Raw genomic sequence first — 15,284 nt, forward strand, 5'->3', positions numbered from 1 at the left:
ATGGTGATCGACAGGGTCAGGTTCATCAGAACGCCCCTCCGATCAGGCTCAGATGTTCGGCCACCGGACCCAGTGCCAGCACCGGCAGGAAGGAGAGGCCACCTATCAGCAGGACGGTGATGATCAGCAGGGTAACGAACAGCGGGCCGCTGATGGGGAAGTCCCCTTCGCTCGTCTCCTGACGGGGCGCACGGGCCAGCTGACCGGCTATGGCCAGTACCGGAATGATGTAGCCGAAGCGACCGAGCAGCATGGCCAGACCGATGGCGATGCACTGCCAGTTGTCACCGGCGGCAAAACCGGCAAAGGCGGAGCCGTTGTTGCCGGCAGCCGAGGCGTACGCGTAGATGAGGCGTGACAGACCGTGCGGGCCATCATGGCCGATGATGGTGTTGGCATCCGGCATCAGCAGGGTGACACCACCGATCACCAAAACCCCCACCGGCATGACCAGCATGCTGGCGACCACCCACTTCATTTCGGTGATGCCGAGGCGTTTGCCCAGATAGGTCGGGGTGCGTCCCACCATCAGGCCGCACAGGAACACGGTCAGCAGCACGAACAGCATCATGCCGTAGATACCGGAGCCGACCCCGCCGAAGATGACCTCACCCAGCAGCATGTTGATCATACCCACCATGCCGCCGAGTGGAGTAAAGCTGTCGTGCATGGCGTTGACGGCACCGTTGGAGGCGGCAGTGGTCGCCACTTCCCAGATGCTGGAGAGCACAGGGCCGAAGCGGCTCTCCTTCCCTTCCCAGTTGCCAGTCATGTTGCTGGCGTCAGTGGTGAGCTGGGCGAGGGCGTGATCCGGTTTCAGCTCCTGGGAGAGGGAGATGAAGAGCCCCAGCACCAGCATGAGGGTCATGGCGCCGAGAATGGCGCGGCTGTGGGCCATGTCTTTCACATAGCGGCCCAGAGTAAAGACCATGGCGGCAGCGATGGTGAGCAGGGCGACCATCTCCAGCCAGTTGGAGAGGGCTGTCGGGTTCTCGAACGGATGTGCCGAGTTGATGCCGAAGAAGCCGCCGCCGTTGGAGCCCAGCTGCTTGATGGCGATCTGCGAGGCCGCCGGGCCGAGGGGCAGCAGCTGCTCCTGACCTTCCACACCGTGGAACGGCAGATAGGCGGAGAGGCTTTGCGGCACCCCTTGCCATACCAGCACCAGCGCCATGATCAGCGCGATGGGCAGCAGCATATAGAGGCAGAAACGCACCAGATCCTGCCAGAAGTTGCCAAGGTTGATGGTCTGCTGGCGGGCGATGCCGCGGAACAGGGCAATGGCGACGGCGGCGCCCGTCCCTGCGGAGACGAAGTTCTGGGTGGTCAGCCCAACCATCTGGCTGAAGTAGGAGAGGCTGGCCTCGCCGGAATAGGCTTGCCAGTTGGTGTTGGTCATAAAGCTGACCGCGGTGTTGAATGCCAGTTGCCAGCTCAGACCCGGCAGTTGTTGCGGGTTGAGGGGCAGCAACCCCTGCGCCATCAGGATCAGGAACAGCAGACCGAAACCGGCGCCGTTGAAGGCCAGCAGGCTGAGGGCGTAGGACTTCCAGTCCTGCTCCCGTCCATCGGTGCCACAGCAAGCCAGCGTGGCGCGCTCGACCGGTGCCAACCAGTGGATTTTGCCTTCAAATACCCGGTAGATGTAGTTGCCCAGCAGCGGTGCCGGCAGCAGAACCAGCAGCACGAAGGCAACCGGATAGATTATTTCTTGCCACATGTTCTAGTTCCTCACTCGTGGTCACGGTGCGTCAGGGCTCGTATTGGATTGCTCACGAGGCTCGGCAGTTTGCTGGCCACCGGATAGATAATTTCTTGCTGCATATAGGTAGTCCCTCACTCGTGACTGCGCGTGAGTGCGCGCATCAGATAGGCCATCAAGGCGAGGACGAGCAGCAGATATAGCCAATTCATATCGACTCCATTGAGATAATTAGCTGCGAGAGCCGATGTAAGACCATATCGACTCTGTTGGTGTCATTGACGCTGAAAAGGGTATGTAAAACAGGCGTAAAGGCGCCATAAAGCGCCATGTGGCAGGCGTAAAATCGGCGTAAAGAACGACGGATTTGCGAGAGAAATAGCGAGGAGTGATCAAAAAACCCGGCCTGAGCCGGGTTTGAGGGGCGGGGTTACATGGCTGTAGACGCCGGCTGCTCGTGACAGGCCAACTTCATCAGCCCTTAGCGCATAGTGACGAACTCTTCAGCACTGGTCGGATGGATAGCCACGCAGTTGTCGAAATCAGCTTTGGTGGCGCCCATCTTCATGGCGACGCCGAAACCTTGCAGGATCTCGTCCATCGCAAAGCCGATACCGTGCAAACCGACCACCTTCTCTTCCGGGCCGACGCAGACCAGCTTCATCCGGGTGGGCTGGCGATGCTGGGTCAGCGCAGAGTACATGGCGGTGAACTGGCTGCGGTAGACCTTCACCTGGTCCTCGCCGTATTGGGCGATGGCTTCCGGTTCGGTCAGGCCGATGGTGCCGATGGGCGGGTGGCTGAACACCACGGTCGGCACCAGATCGTAGTTGAGGTGTTCGTTCGGCTTGTTGTTGAACAGCCGCTCGGAGAGGCGACGGCCCGCAGCGACGGCCACCGGGGTGAGCTGGATGCGACCCGTGTTGTCACCCACTGCATAGATGTTGGCGACGGAAGTGTTCTGGAACTTGTCGGTCGGGATAAAGCCCTTCTCGTCCAGCGTGATGCCTGCGGCGGCAAGATTGAGGTTGTCGGTAGCCGGTACCCGGCCGATGGCCCAGATCAGGCAGTCGACGGTGAGGTGGCGACCATCTTCCAGTTGCAGGGTCAGGCTGTTGTCAGCGTTCTTGAGCACGGCTTTGGGAATGGCGTGGGTGTGCAGCTGGGGCCCTTCCTGCGCCATGATTTCGACCAGTGTCTCGTGGATCATGGGGTCGAAGTTGCGCAGCGGCGCGTGCTTGCGCACCACCAGATGGGTCTCTGAGCCGAGCGCCTGCATCACCCCGGCGATCTCGACTGCGATGTAGCCAGCTCCAACCACGGCAACCCGCTTGGGTTGGCTTTGCAGATCGAAGAAACCGTCGGAGTCGATACCCAGCTCGGCACCCGGGATCGCCGGAATTTCCGGGCGGCCACCGGTAGCGATCAGGATATGATCGGCCGTGTAGTGCTCGCCATTAACCTCGATGGTGTTGCTGCTGACGAAGCGGGCGAAGCCCTTGATGACGGTGATCTGGTTCTTGCCCAGCACGTTCTGATAGGACTGGTGAATGCGGCCGATGTAGGCCTGGCGGGACTCGACCAGCTTGGCCCAGTTGAAGTGGTTGAGGGTGGTGTCAAAGCCGTAGTCGGCGCCATATTTCAGGGCATCGGCGATCTGGCCTGCATACCACATGGCCTTCTTCGGTACGCAGCCTACGTTGACGCAGGTTCCACCCAACTCTTTGGCTTCAATCAGGGCAACTTTCTTACCGTACATGGCAGCCCGGTTGGCAGAGGCGATGCCGCCGCTGCCGCCGCCGATGGCGATATAGTCAAAATGCTGTGCCATTGCGAGGTTCTCCGCTCATTAAGAATGCAATCACAGCATGATGGGGATAAAGCGGCTGGCTCACAAGAGCCAGCGCTCAGTTATGTTGTATCGGCAGGCGAATATGGAACTGGGCGCCCTGGCCCGGTTCGCTGGCACAGCTGATACGGCCTTTCAGCAGTTGCACCACCAGGTTGTAGATGATGTGGGTGCCCAGACCGCTGCCACCCTGACCCCGCTTGGAGGTGACGAAGGGATCGAAGATGCGCGGCAAGATTTCGGGCGGGATGCCGCGGCCGTTGTCCGAGTAGTCGATAAACAGCTCCTCTCCCTGCTGTTCCACCTTGATGGTGATCTTCTTCGGTTTGTCCCAGTTGTCGAACCCGTGGTTGATGGAGTTGAGGATCAGGTTCGAGTAGATCTGGGTAAAACTGCCCGGGAAGGAGAAGATAGACAGCTTGGGATCGCACTGGATATCCACTTCGCACTGGCTCTTCTTCAGTTTGTGGCCAAGCGAGACCACTACCTGATGGAGGTTGTCGGCGAGGCTGAAGTTGTAGCGTGCTTCCGATGACTGGTCGACAGCCACCTGTTTGAAGCTGGCGATCAGCTCGGAGGCGCGCCGCAGGTTGCTCTGCAGCAGCTGCATCGACTCGTCGAGGTTGACGGTAAACTCGTTGAGATAGGAGCGAGACAGCTGTTTTGACTCTATATGAGATTTGAAATCGGCGACCCGTTCCTGCAGGTAGGAAGAGGCGGTCACACTGATGCCGATGGGGGTATTGATCTCATGTGCCACCCCGGCCACCAGCGAGCCGAGGGAGGCCATCTTCTCCGACTCCACAAGGGTCTGCTGGGCTTGTTTCAGGTCGTCGTACGCCTTGCCCAGCTGGTTGTTGGCTTCGCTCAGGCTGCGGGTACGCTCCACCACCTTGCCTTCCAGCTGCTCGTTGAGCTGGATTATCTCCCGCTCGACCTTTTTCAGCTGGGTGATGTCGTAGCCGAAGCCGATCTGGTACTTGAGGTTGGGACCATCGTAGAAGGGTACGAAGGTCCACTGCAGTACCAGCTCATGAGCCTGCTGGTCATGCATGATGACCTCTTTGTCTGACAGTGAACCCTCCGCCGCCAGAATATCGTTCAGCTCTTCCCGTTGCGCCGGGCTGACAAAGAGATCCAGCCAGTTGTGTTGTAACAGCTCCTGCTGGTGGTAGCCGGTCAGCAAGATGGCTGCCGGGTTGATGCTGGCGATGGTCAAATCCGGTTCCATGCAGCAGATGACCATGTTGGCGGAGTTGATCAGGGTGGCGGAGAAGTCCCGCTCCTTTTGCAGCTGTTCCACCGCCTGATGGCGGGCAACCAGCTCGTCACGCAGTCGGGTACGCATCTGGTTGAGGGTGGAGACCAGGGTATCCAGCTCATCGGGTTTCTTGCGCGGCTGCGGGCGGCCTTCCAGCTCCAGCTCCATGTCGAGCCGATCGAGGTTGAACTTCTGGGCGTAGTTGGCGATGCGGTTGATGTGCCTGACCACCAGATAGTAAATGATGATCAGGATGCAAAATGAGACTACCAGGGTCTTGATGGTCTGGCTGACCATGATCAGCACCGATTTTTCGATGAGGCGCTGGTAGATCTGCTCGAGAGAGGCGGCAACGAACAGCTTGCCGACGATTTCACCCTGATAGGTGAGGTTGAATTCGCGGGAGATATCATAGCTTTCCCGTTCGACCCCCTGGGTCAGCAGCGGGACTTCGGAGTTGCCGAGCATCTCCTTGACCATCACGAACTGCATGTTTGGCAGGTTCATGATCCCTTCAATTTGCACTTTGACCTGCTCTTCATCCAGGTTCCACAAGCTGGCGGCGATGGGTTGCAGGAACGAGGCCTCGATCTGGCCGATGCTGTCTTCGATGACGGCGACATCCTTGCGGTAATCCCACGCGAGTTGCAACGCCGTAATGATCATCGCCAATACGGTACTGCAGACCAGAATGTAGGAGAGCAGGCGATATGAGAGTCCGTTGCGGCCTACGGCCCTGGCGGTCTTGGTGAAGAGTCCTGACATGGCGTCCTTGCGGTCTGGATGTGGTGTTTTTTAGTTTAACTGCTTCATGCACTTATGTCGTCTTTCCTGCGAAGCATAAAAAAGGCCCCGATACGGGGCCTTTGCATGTGATTGATGATTAATGTCCGCCGTTTGCTTTGGGCGGAATGGTTTCATCGAATACCGGCAAGGGTTTGTGCTCGGAAGCCAGATAGGTGTAGATCACCGGCAGCACGAACAGAGTGAACAGGGTACCGATGGCAAGACCTGCCACGATGACGATACCGATACTGAAACGCTGTGCCGCACCGGCGCCAGCGGCGTAGAGCAGCGGGATCAGACCGGCAATCATGGCCGCCGTGGTCATCAGGATCGGACGCAGACGCACCTTGGCGGCCTGCATCACGGCTTCCATCCGGTTCATGCCGCGCAGCAGCTGCTCTTCCTTAGCTACTTCACAGATCAGGATACCGTGCTTGGTAATCAGACCCACCAGGGTGATGAGGCCCACCTGGGAGTAGATGTTCATGGTCGCCATCCCCCATGCCAGGGCAATCAAGGCCCCGCTAATGGCGAGCGGTACAGAGACCATGATGACCAGCGGGTCACGCACCGACTCGAACTGGATTGCCAGCACCAGGAAGATGATGGCCAGAGCCAGCGCGAAGGTGGCATAGAGCGCATTGCCTTCGGTGACGAACTGACGTGCTTCACCCATGAAGTCGTAACGGTAGCCTTGCGGCAGCTTCTCGTCGGCGGTGGTCTGGAACCAGTTGATCGCATCACCCATGGCCACGCCCGGAGCCGGAACGGCGCCTATGGTGGCGGAGTTCAGCTGGTTGAAGTGGGGCAGGGCGCGGGGCTCGCCAACCACTTCAATGCTGATCAGGCTGCCGAGCGGGATCGACTTGCCGTCTGCGGCCCGCACGTAATAGCCCTTGATGGACTCCGGATTGAGTCGGTACTTGCGCTCGACCTGCGGGATCACCTCGTAGGAGCGGCCATCCAGGTCGATACGGTTGACGTAACCGTCCGCCATCATGGTGCCCATGGTGATTCCGATATCCTGCATGGTGATGCCGTAGGCACCCGCCTTGTCCTTGTCGATGCGGATCTTCATGGTGGCGGAGTCGTAGTTCAGATCGAGATCCGAATAGACGAACTGACCGTTACTCTGCGCCGCTGCCAGAATTTCACCGGCCACCAGGAACAGGCTTTCGAAGCTGTTCGGGGTGGTGATGACGAACTGGATCGGCAGACCACTCGATGCGCCCGGCAGTTCCGGGAACTGGAAGGTGGTGATGGCCATACCCGGGATGTCTTTCACCAGATTGGCGACCCGATCCAGCACCTCTTTCTGGCTCGCTTCACGCTGACTCCAGGGCACCATGGAGGCGATACCGAACGCCTGGTTGGCGTTGAACACCCCTGAGAAGACCTGGGAGAAGGCGATCTCGGGCTGGTCGTCCAGGATCTTGTTCACATCCGCCATGGTGTTTTCGATGTAGTCCAGGTTGGCGTTGGACGGTGCGGTACCCAGCACGGCCATTACCCCCTTGTCCTCTGACGGTGCCAGTTCGCTCGGGATGAACTTGAACAGCAGCGGCAGGCTGGCGAAGACGATGACGGCGAACACCACGATGACGGGGCGCTTTTTCATCACGGCGTGCAGCATGCTGTCGTAGCGATCGGTCATCCGTTCCAGCAGGTGGTGGACTGTGCTCTCGAACTTGCCCGGCTGCTCGTTGGCCTTGAGCATCTTGGAACACATCATCGGGGACAGAGTCAGGGCGATGATGCCCGAGACGAACACGGCGCCAGCCAGCGTCAGGGCAAACTCCTTAAACAGGGAGCCGGTGATACCACCCATCAGGGCGATAGGGGCGTATACCGCCGCCAGGGTGACCGTCATGGCGATAACCGGCACCGCAATTTCACGGGTACCGATAATGGCAGCCCGGAACGGTTCTTCCCCCTCCTTGATATGGCGGTCGACGTTCTCCAGCACCACGATGGCGTCATCCACCACCAGACCGATCGCCAGCACCATCGCCAGCAGGGTCATCAGGTTTATCGAGAAGCCGAACATATCCATCATCATCACCACGCCGATAAGACTGAGCGGAATGGTGATGATCGGGATGATGACCGCGCGGAACGAACCGAGGAACAGGGTGATGACCACCAGAACGATGGCAGCTGCCTCCAGGATGGTCTTGATAACCTCGTGGATGGACTCGTTGATCGCCACGGTGGAGTCATACATCACGTTGAGACGCATGGTGCTCGGCATGTTGCGCTCAAGGCTAGGCAGCAACGCCAGCACATCGTGGGCGATGTTGATGGGGTTGGCTGTCGGCGCGGCGTTGACCGCCATGACCACGGCTTCGCGGCCGTTGGCGCTGGCGCGATAGATGTCGTGGCTCTTCTCGAGGGTCACCTTGGCAATGTCGGAAAGGCGGATCACCTTGCCGTCACGGGTAGCAACGACCAGACGCTTCAGCTCGTCGACATCCTTGACCTGGGTCTCGGCGTTGCCGTTGAACAGGGTGAAGTAACCGGTCGCCTGACCTGTCGCGGACTGATAGTTGTTGCTGTTGAGCACCGTCATCACGTCGCTGGCAGTCAGGTTGAAGGCCGCCATCTTGGCCGGATCCAGCCATACCCGCAGGGCAAACTCGACACCACCGTAGAGATCAACCTTGGAGACCCCGCCGACAGTAAAGAGCTGCGGCTTGATAACCCGCTCCAGATAGTCGGTGATCTGGCTGGAGTTGAGCTCCGGGCTGGTAAAGCCGAGGTAGAGCACCGCCGTGGTTGAACCGGTGGAGGAGGTGACCGACGGGTCTTCCGCCTCTTTCGGCAACTGGGAGCGCACCGAGTTCACCTTCGCCAGGATGTCGGACAGCGCGGCGTTGGGGTCGGTGTTGAGCTTCATGTACGCAGTGATGGTGGAGCTGCCCAGCTGGCTGGAGGAGGTCATGAAGTCGATGTTGTCGGCTTGCGCGACCGCCTGTTCCAGCGGCTGGGTGATGAACCCCTGGATCAGATCAGAACTGGCGCCATAGTAGCCAGTGCTGACGGTGATCACCGTGTTGGTCACCTCGGGGTATTCCCGTACCTGCATCTTGAAGATGGCCTGAAAGCCCAGCAAGGCGATCAGGAAGCTGAGCGAGATCGCCAGCACAGGCCGTTTTATAAATATGTCAGTAAATCGCATCGCAGATCTCCGCGCTTACAGCATCGGGGTTTGTGCCGGAACGGCCAGGGCATCGTTCTCGACCACATGCACCTTGGTGTCGTTGCTCAGGCGAACCTGACCCGACAGTACGATCTGGTCACCGGCCTGGATGCCGGAGAGCACATGCACATCGTTGCCACGGCGCTCACCGGCCTTGACCACAACCTGCTTGGCTCGCAGCACTTTCACCTTGTTACCCTCTTTGTCGGTCTCTTCGCCCTCTTTGAGCACGTAGACGTTCTGACCGTAAAGGGTGAAGGAGATAGCGGTTTGCGGGATCACAATCTGATCTTTCACCGTCGGCAGAATGATGCTGGCGCGGGCGAACATACCGGAACGCAGCTGACCGTCATTGTTCGGAATGTCTGCCTGTACCTGGATCAGGCCGCTCTGGAAGTTGACCGCAGGTTCGATGGCGGTGATGTGACCGTCAAACTGGGTTTGCGGATAGGCATCCACATTGATCTTGATTGTCTGGCCCAGCTTGATTTTGGAGATATCGGTCTGGGGCACGGTGAAGCGCAGGCGCATCACGCTGGTATCCTCCAGGCGCACGATATCTGTGCCCGGCTGCAGATACTGACCGAGGAACACATTGCGCAGGCCGACCACGCCGCTAAAGGGCGCACGGACTTCACGACGGGCAATGGTCGCCTTCAGACTCTCGATATCCGCTTCCAGTGAGCGATAGGCCGCTTCGGCCTCATCCAGCTGCTCTTTGGAGATTGAGCTGGTCTTGTAGAGGTTCTGGAAACGATCGAACTTGGCTTTTGCCGCCGGCAGCTTGGCCTGGGAGGCGCGCAGATTGGCCCGCTCCACGGTGGAGTCCAGGCTCAGCAGCAGCTGGTCAGCCTTGACCGGTTTGCCCGACTCGAAGGTGATGGCATCAATGGTGCCGGCCAGTTCGGTGGAGAGGGTCACCCCCTGATTCGGCTCGATGAAGCCGATCGCTTCGATGGTCGGTACCCAATCCTGCGCCTTGGTCACCATGGCGGTGACGGGGAACTCGGGTTCCGGCCGGTTGGCCATGTATTGGGCAATCATCTTCTGTTTGAACAAATTGAAGCCGATGACGCTGCCAAACAAGGCGATCGCTATCAGCAACATAATGGCCATCCACTTTTTCATGAACAGGCTCCTGAGGTGGAAAGATTGGGGGATAAAATGGCATTCCAGCTGGCCCGGATCGCGGTTTCCAACTGCGATTCGGTCAGCGTGATGTTGTGCACCCTGCACTGCAGGGCCAGATGCATGACACTGTCCAGACTCAACACCTGGAGTGCCCGTATCGGTAAATCAATAAACAATCCTTGTTCAACGCCCTGTTCAAAAAATCGGTCCAGAGGCTCCCAGGCAGCCAGAATGACAGGATTGGTCTCCAATTCTGCCCCTAGCGGAGAGCTCTCGTACTGCAATTTGCACCGGATAGCGTTGGGTTCGTTAACAAAAATGGCATGAATATTGAGCCATAATTGGCGAAATTGTTGAAATGAAACTTTATCGATTGCTACATCGGCCATGACCATGGGCACACACTGCAAGATAGTGTGCTGATGCAGTTGCCGGATCAGATCATCCTTGTCGCCGAAGTAGCGATAGATGGTGCCGGTGGCAACATTGGCCTTCTTGGCGACTTCCGCAATCGACAGACCATGAAAACCCCGTTCACCCAGCACCTCATGGGCCGCGTTGAAGATGCTCTCTTTTTTATCCAGAATCATCAGTGTGACTTTCGATTGAATGAACGTTCATTCATTCTAGATGGGCATCAAATCAAGTCAAGGCAGCAAGGCGATTTGCGACTGCGATCTGCCCCTTTTCGGCTGGCAGCAGGGGAATAGTGGAAGAAAAGTGCGCAATGTGCTTGAAAAAACAACGAACAGTGCTTCGGTGACAGAAAAGTGTAGACAAACCAGCAACCATCATTAATAATGCGCCCCGTTCGACAGCGTAGCGCCCGTAGCTCAGCTGGATAGAGCGCTGCCCTCCGGAGGCAGAGGTCACAGGTTCGAATCCTGTCGGGCGCACCATCAAAAGTGCGTCGGTTAAACGGGCGTTGTTGTGGAACGAAAACAGCTGTGGTGGCTGTAGCTCAGTTGGTAGAGTCCCGGATTGTGATTCCGGTTGTCGTGGGTTCGAGCCCCATCAGCCACCCCATTTTACAGCTTGTCAGGTACGCGAAGGTGGCGGAATTGGTAGACGCGCTAGCTTCAGGTGTTAGTGCCCCCCGGGTGTGAGGGTTCGAGTCCCTCTCTTCGCACCATACTTGCTGTATGACGAGGATGACCATCAGGTCGTCTTTGTTTTTTTGAAGTAAACTATTTTGAAAGAAATAGCCTCGGTGATTAGCGCAGTCCGGTAGCGCATCTGGTTTGGGACCAGAGGGTCAAAGGTTCGAATCCTTTATCACCGACCACATTTAGAAAAACCTCGCTTCGGCGGGGTTTTTTGCTTTCCGGCCTCCGCCGTGCCAGTACTCTCTCCCTGTTACGTCTGTTTACACTCTATTTGGGCAGCGCGCCCCGCCTTTCGGTTATGCTTCAGCCTCGAGTCACTGACAACCGGATGTCATCGGCCCATTTCAGGCATTTTTCCATGAATAACAAAATTTCCTTTGCTTGCTCTCCCGCCCTGCTGGCTGCCTTGCTGCTGGGTGGCTGTACCATCAAGCCGCCATCCACCGATGTGATGATGGGCTCCATTGCATCACAACCGCAGGAGGAGCGTTCTCTCTCCCCCTTGCTGACCAGCGGTGATTTTTGCGTTGCGGTGTCCCAACAGAAGGTGTTGGCACAACCTTGCAGCGGAAAAGACGATCAACTGTTCGAGTGGGATCTGGGTGAGTTGCGCCTGCAGGATCTCTGTTTGCAAGCCAAAAACGACAGCGAGTTGATGTTGGCACCCTGTGACGGTCAGGCGCAGTGGGAGTGGCAGAAAGACAAGCTGTTCAACAGCAAGGTTTCCCGCTGCCTCGATGTGGCCGGACGACGCCATACCCCCGGCACGCCGCTGCGGCTGGCTGAATGCTACGGTGGAGCGAACCAGAGCTTCAGCTGGCAGCGGCCCAATCCCTGGCTGGAGACCCTGAAAAAACAAAGCCTCACATGGTGAGGCTTTGCTGACTCTAATGTCGGGATGAAGAGGATCAGGCTGCGCTGACGCTCTCCAGCTCGAACAGCTTCTCCAGATAGACGGCGACGCCATCTTCGTCAGAGGTGAGGGTCTGCTCATACTCTGGCAGCGCCATTTTCAGGCGGTCATGGGCGTTGCCCATTACGATGCCGCGTCCCACCATGGTCAGCATCTCGAAGTCGTTCATGCCATCGCCGAAGGCGATTGCCTCCGACATATCGAACCCGTTCTGCTCCAGCACGGCACGCACCGCATTGCCCTTGTGCACCCCGGCGTGCATTACTTCGAGGCAGTCCGGCAGGGAGAAGGTGACATTGAGCTGATCGCCATAGCGCTGGTTGAGGTGCGCCTCGATCTTCATCAGCTTCTTGTGGTCGCCGATGTAGAACACCTTGTTGATTTGCTCTTTCGGTTCCTGTTTCAGGTCATCGACCAGACGATAGGTGAACCCTGACTCGTCGTGGAACTGCAGCAGCCAGGGCAGCTCTTCTTCCACCACCCAATCATCACCCTGATAGACATTGAGGTGGATAGAGGGGTCGCGCTCCAGCGCAATCAGTTCGGCGGCGATCTCGGTCGGCAGCGGCTGGTTGAAAATCAGCTGATCCTGTTTGTCATGGACCACGGCGCCATTGGAAGTAATGAGGTAGATGTCCATCCCCAGCGCATCGCGGAAGCTGCGTACGTCAACGTGATGACGGCCGGTGGCGACCACGAATTTCACACCTTGCTCTACCAGGCGGTGCAGGGTATCCCGGGTACGGGGAGAGATCTGGTGCTGCTTGTTGAGCAGAGTGCCATCGAGATCGGATACAACTACCTTGAACATCATTACCTCGGCATCGATTGAAAACAGGGGCAGTTTACCTTAGCCCGCACTGTCACCCCATTTATTTAGGGTTACAAAAAATAGCCAGCTCAGAAGCGGGCGAAAAAGTCGACCATCGCGGTCAGGGCGGGCTGGCGCTTGTCATCGGATTCGATAAACAGCTCGTGCCAGGCACCCTCGATGCGCAGCGGTTTACCCCCTTCGCACTTGGCAATGGTGCAGAAGCGATCCTGCGCGGCATTGTCCACCACGCTGTCGTTGCCAGCCTGCAGCACCAGCAGCGGGGTTTTGATGGCGCCCGCATCGGCGATGGCGGCATCGGCACCTGTGATCCCCTGATAAATCCAGTGGGCGGTGGCGCCACCCAGCTTGATCTGCGGGTGCTGCTCGTAGATTTGGCGGAAGGCCTGATAGCGGGGCTGGCTGTGAGTCAGTTCGTTATCGGCAAAGCCGTGATCCTGATAGGCGCCCTGACCGGGGCCGTAGGGAGGCTCGCCAATCCAGCCGCCGACCGTGCCTATGGTGCTCGCCAATCCCTTGGCCAGCCACTTGGGCAGACCGCCGAGATTGATGCCCAGCATGGGGGAGGAGAGCACGGCTGCCTTGATATCATCGGGCCAGCGTTCCAGATAGCGGGCCGAGATGGCGCCGCCCATGGAGTGGGCCAGCAGGAACAGCTTGGCAGGTTGGTCCGCCATGATGATCTGGTCGTGAAACTGTTTCAGATCGACCACGTAATCGTCGAACTGGTCGACATATCCCTTCTGCTGGTCATTCAGCATCCGGTCGGACATCCCCTGACCACGATGGTCGATGAGATAGAGGCTGTAGCCCTGACGCCAGAGATCCCACGCCAGCTCCTGATACTTGAGGTAGCTCTCGACCCGGCCATTGACGATGAGGATGGCGCGATCAACCTTGGCTTGCCGTAGCGCAGCATAGCGGATGGTCACCCCGTCCTTGCCCTTGAACTCCCCTTCAACCGCATGCTGGCGCCAGAAGTCGGGCAGGGTTTCCTGGTAGAGGCTGGGTACATCGGCTTCGCTGGTGAGCTGATAGGTATTGGTCACGGCAAGGGCTCCGGCAGAAAACAGGGTCAGGGCCAACAGGGAAAGAGAGAGGGATTTCATCAGGCACACTCCTGTTGCCAATGGTGATAAAGGGCGGCGATATCCCCCGAGCAGAGTAGCGCCATGCAGGCTTGCAAGCGAGGCAGGGGCCAGTCCCACCACTGCATCTCTTGCAGCATGAGGATCTGCTCATCGCTGAAACGGCAGCGGATCGGTTGGGCCGGGTTGCCGCCGACTATGGTGTAAGGGGCCACATCCTTGGTCACCATGGCGCGGGTGGCGATGACGGCGCCGTCACCTATGGTGATGCCGGGCATGATCATCGCTTCCGAGCCGATCCAGACATCATTGCCAATCCGGGTGTCCCCCTTGCGCAGAAAGCCGCTGCGGGCCCCTTCGCCAAAGGTGTCGGGGTTGAACGGGAAGGTGGAGACCCAATCCAGCCGGTGGCCCTGATTGCCTGCCAGCATGAAGGTGGCGCCCGAGCCGATGGAGCAGAACTTGCCGATGATCAGCCGATCCACCTCGCCCCAGAGGCCGCTCTCCCAGGTGTCGCGGGTCGAGCCATCGCCGAGCAGGTAACGGACGCAGTGATCCTCGAACGGCTTGCCGTGGTAGTAGCCGGAGTAGTAGCTGTAGTCGCCGGCCTCTATGTTCGGGTTGGTCAGGTGATCCCGGATGATTTGCGATTCCAGCCAGCTGCCAAAAGGGTTCTCCATCACTCCTCCTGTAGGTCGTCCTGCTCGCTCTGCTGCGCCCACCCTTTGCGGGTCAGCTGCATCCGCTGCCACCACTCTTCGTCCGCCAGAATTTCACCGGCCGGGCCGAGCTGGGGGTAGGGCATCTCTTTCTCTTTGCAGAGCTGGGCATAGATAGGATAACCCCCCTCGAACAGGATGCTGTTCTGCTCCTCCAGCGTGAGCGGGCAGCCGCGTTGATAGCAACCGGCCAGCTCGCGCTGGCGCTGCGCCTCGTAGAGGATGGCGGCAGCAGCCACCGAGACGTTGAGGGACTGCACCATGCCCACCATGGGAATGACAATATGGTGGTCGGCCAGCGCCAGCGCCTCTTCACCGATGCCGTGCTTCTCCTGACCCACCAGAATGGCGGTCGGTTTGGTGTAGTCGATGGCGCGAAAATCGACCGAGCTGTCGGAGAGGTGAGTCGCCAGGATCTGCATGCCGGAGGCTTTAAGCTCGGCAACGGCGCTGCCGATGTCCGGGTGCAGTTTTACATCCACCCAGTTCTGGCTGCCGCGGGCGGTGCCTTTGCGCTTGTGGATCCAGGTTTTGGGCCAGACGGCGTGTACCCGGTGGATGCCGATGGCATCGGCGGTACGCACGATAGCGGCCAGATTGTGAGGTTTATGGACCTCTTCCATGCAGACGGTCAAATCGAGCTGACGCTGGGCCAGCATGTCGGTGATGCGCTTGAAGCGTTCGGGGGTCATGGCTTG

At 58.6% G+C, this 15,284-nt stretch carries 11 protein-coding genes and 4 tRNA genes; 5 read left to right on the forward strand and 10 right to left on the reverse strand.

From position 1 onward, the window contains the following. Positions 1-25 precede the first annotated feature (25 nt). The 6 genes from kdpA to AB5Y90_RS04570 form a co-directional block, all read right to left on the reverse strand. On the reverse strand, positions 26-1,720 hold the full coding sequence (gene kdpA, locus AB5Y90_RS04545) for a potassium-transporting ATPase subunit KdpA (RefSeq protein ID WP_151286421.1): 1,695 nt from the start codon (positions 1,718-1,720) through the stop codon (positions 26-28). A 463-nt stretch (positions 1,721-2,183) separates the two neighbouring features. Then, positions 2,184-3,533, reverse strand: coding sequence for a glutathione-disulfide reductase (gene gorA / locus AB5Y90_RS04550; protein ID WP_307895900.1), 1,350 nt, complete (start codon positions 3,531-3,533; stop codon positions 2,184-2,186). A gap of 76 nt (positions 3,534-3,609) precedes the next feature. After that, entirely contained in the window at positions 3,610-5,577 is a 1,968-nt protein-coding gene (locus AB5Y90_RS04555) for an ATP-binding protein (RefSeq protein WP_307895901.1), read from the reverse strand. A 118-nt stretch (positions 5,578-5,695) separates the two neighbouring features. Further along, complete coding sequence (locus tag AB5Y90_RS04560; RefSeq protein WP_005355755.1) at positions 5,696-8,776, reverse strand: multidrug efflux RND transporter permease subunit; 3,081 nt, start codon at positions 8,774-8,776, stop codon at positions 5,696-5,698. 15 nt (positions 8,777-8,791) lie between these two features. Beyond that, a complete protein-coding gene (locus AB5Y90_RS04565) occupies positions 8,792-9,925 on the reverse strand; it encodes an efflux RND transporter periplasmic adaptor subunit (protein ID WP_005355753.1) in 1,134 nt (377 codons plus the stop codon). After that, positions 9,922-10,518: a TetR/AcrR family transcriptional regulator gene (locus AB5Y90_RS04570; protein ID WP_005339267.1), complete on the reverse strand. Its 597-nt coding sequence runs from the start codon at positions 10,516-10,518 to the stop codon at positions 9,922-9,924. The genes AB5Y90_RS04565 and AB5Y90_RS04570 overlap by 4 nt, the downstream gene beginning before the upstream one ends. Before the next feature lie 232 nt (positions 10,519-10,750). Here AB5Y90_RS04570 and AB5Y90_RS04575 point away from each other — a divergent pair. The 5 genes from AB5Y90_RS04575 (at position 10,751) to AB5Y90_RS04595 (ending at position 11,908) form a co-directional block, all read left to right on the forward strand. After that, positions 10,751-10,827, forward strand: a tRNA-Arg gene (locus AB5Y90_RS04575). 51 nt (positions 10,828-10,878) lie between these two features. After that, positions 10,879-10,954 (forward strand) — tRNA-His (locus AB5Y90_RS04580). A gap of 20 nt (positions 10,955-10,974) precedes the next feature. Further along, positions 10,975-11,060 (forward strand) — tRNA-Leu (locus tag AB5Y90_RS04585). Between the two features lie 76 nt (positions 11,061-11,136). Further along, positions 11,137-11,213: transfer RNA gene (locus tag AB5Y90_RS04590), tRNA-Pro, on the forward strand. 179 nt (positions 11,214-11,392) lie between these two features. Continuing rightward, the gene (locus AB5Y90_RS04595) at positions 11,393-11,908 is read left to right on the forward strand and encodes a ricin-type beta-trefoil lectin domain protein (protein ID WP_113740712.1); all 516 of its coding nucleotides are present in this window, start codon (positions 11,393-11,395) and stop codon (positions 11,906-11,908) included. Positions 11,909-11,942: 34 nt separating this feature from the next. On the opposite strand, the gene AB5Y90_RS04600 is transcribed toward AB5Y90_RS04595, so the two are convergent. The 4 genes from AB5Y90_RS04600 to trmH form a co-directional block, all read right to left on the reverse strand. Then, on the reverse strand, positions 11,943-12,758 hold the full coding sequence (locus AB5Y90_RS04600; protein ID WP_368166618.1) for a Cof-type HAD-IIB family hydrolase: 816 nt from the start codon (positions 12,756-12,758) through the stop codon (positions 11,943-11,945). An 89-nt stretch (positions 12,759-12,847) separates the two neighbouring features. After that, on the reverse strand, positions 12,848-13,888 hold the full coding sequence (locus tag AB5Y90_RS04605; protein ID WP_368166610.1) for an alpha/beta fold hydrolase: 1,041 nt from the start codon (positions 13,886-13,888) through the stop codon (positions 12,848-12,850). Continuing rightward, complete coding sequence (locus AB5Y90_RS04610; RefSeq protein WP_279464075.1) at positions 13,888-14,547, reverse strand: CatB-related O-acetyltransferase; 660 nt, start codon at positions 14,545-14,547, stop codon at positions 13,888-13,890. The genes AB5Y90_RS04605 and AB5Y90_RS04610 overlap by 1 nt, the downstream gene beginning before the upstream one ends. Next, positions 14,547-15,278: a tRNA (guanosine(18)-2'-O)-methyltransferase TrmH gene (gene trmH / locus AB5Y90_RS04615; RefSeq protein ID WP_216979784.1), complete on the reverse strand. Its 732-nt coding sequence runs from the start codon at positions 15,276-15,278 to the stop codon at positions 14,547-14,549. The genes AB5Y90_RS04610 and trmH overlap by 1 nt, the downstream gene beginning before the upstream one ends. Positions 15,279-15,284: the final 6 nt, after the last annotated feature.

Origin of the sequence: Aeromonas sp. R4-1 (assembly GCF_040908325.1) — a bacterium.
Lineage (GTDB): Bacteria > Pseudomonadota > Gammaproteobacteria > Enterobacterales > Aeromonadaceae > Aeromonas > Aeromonas veronii.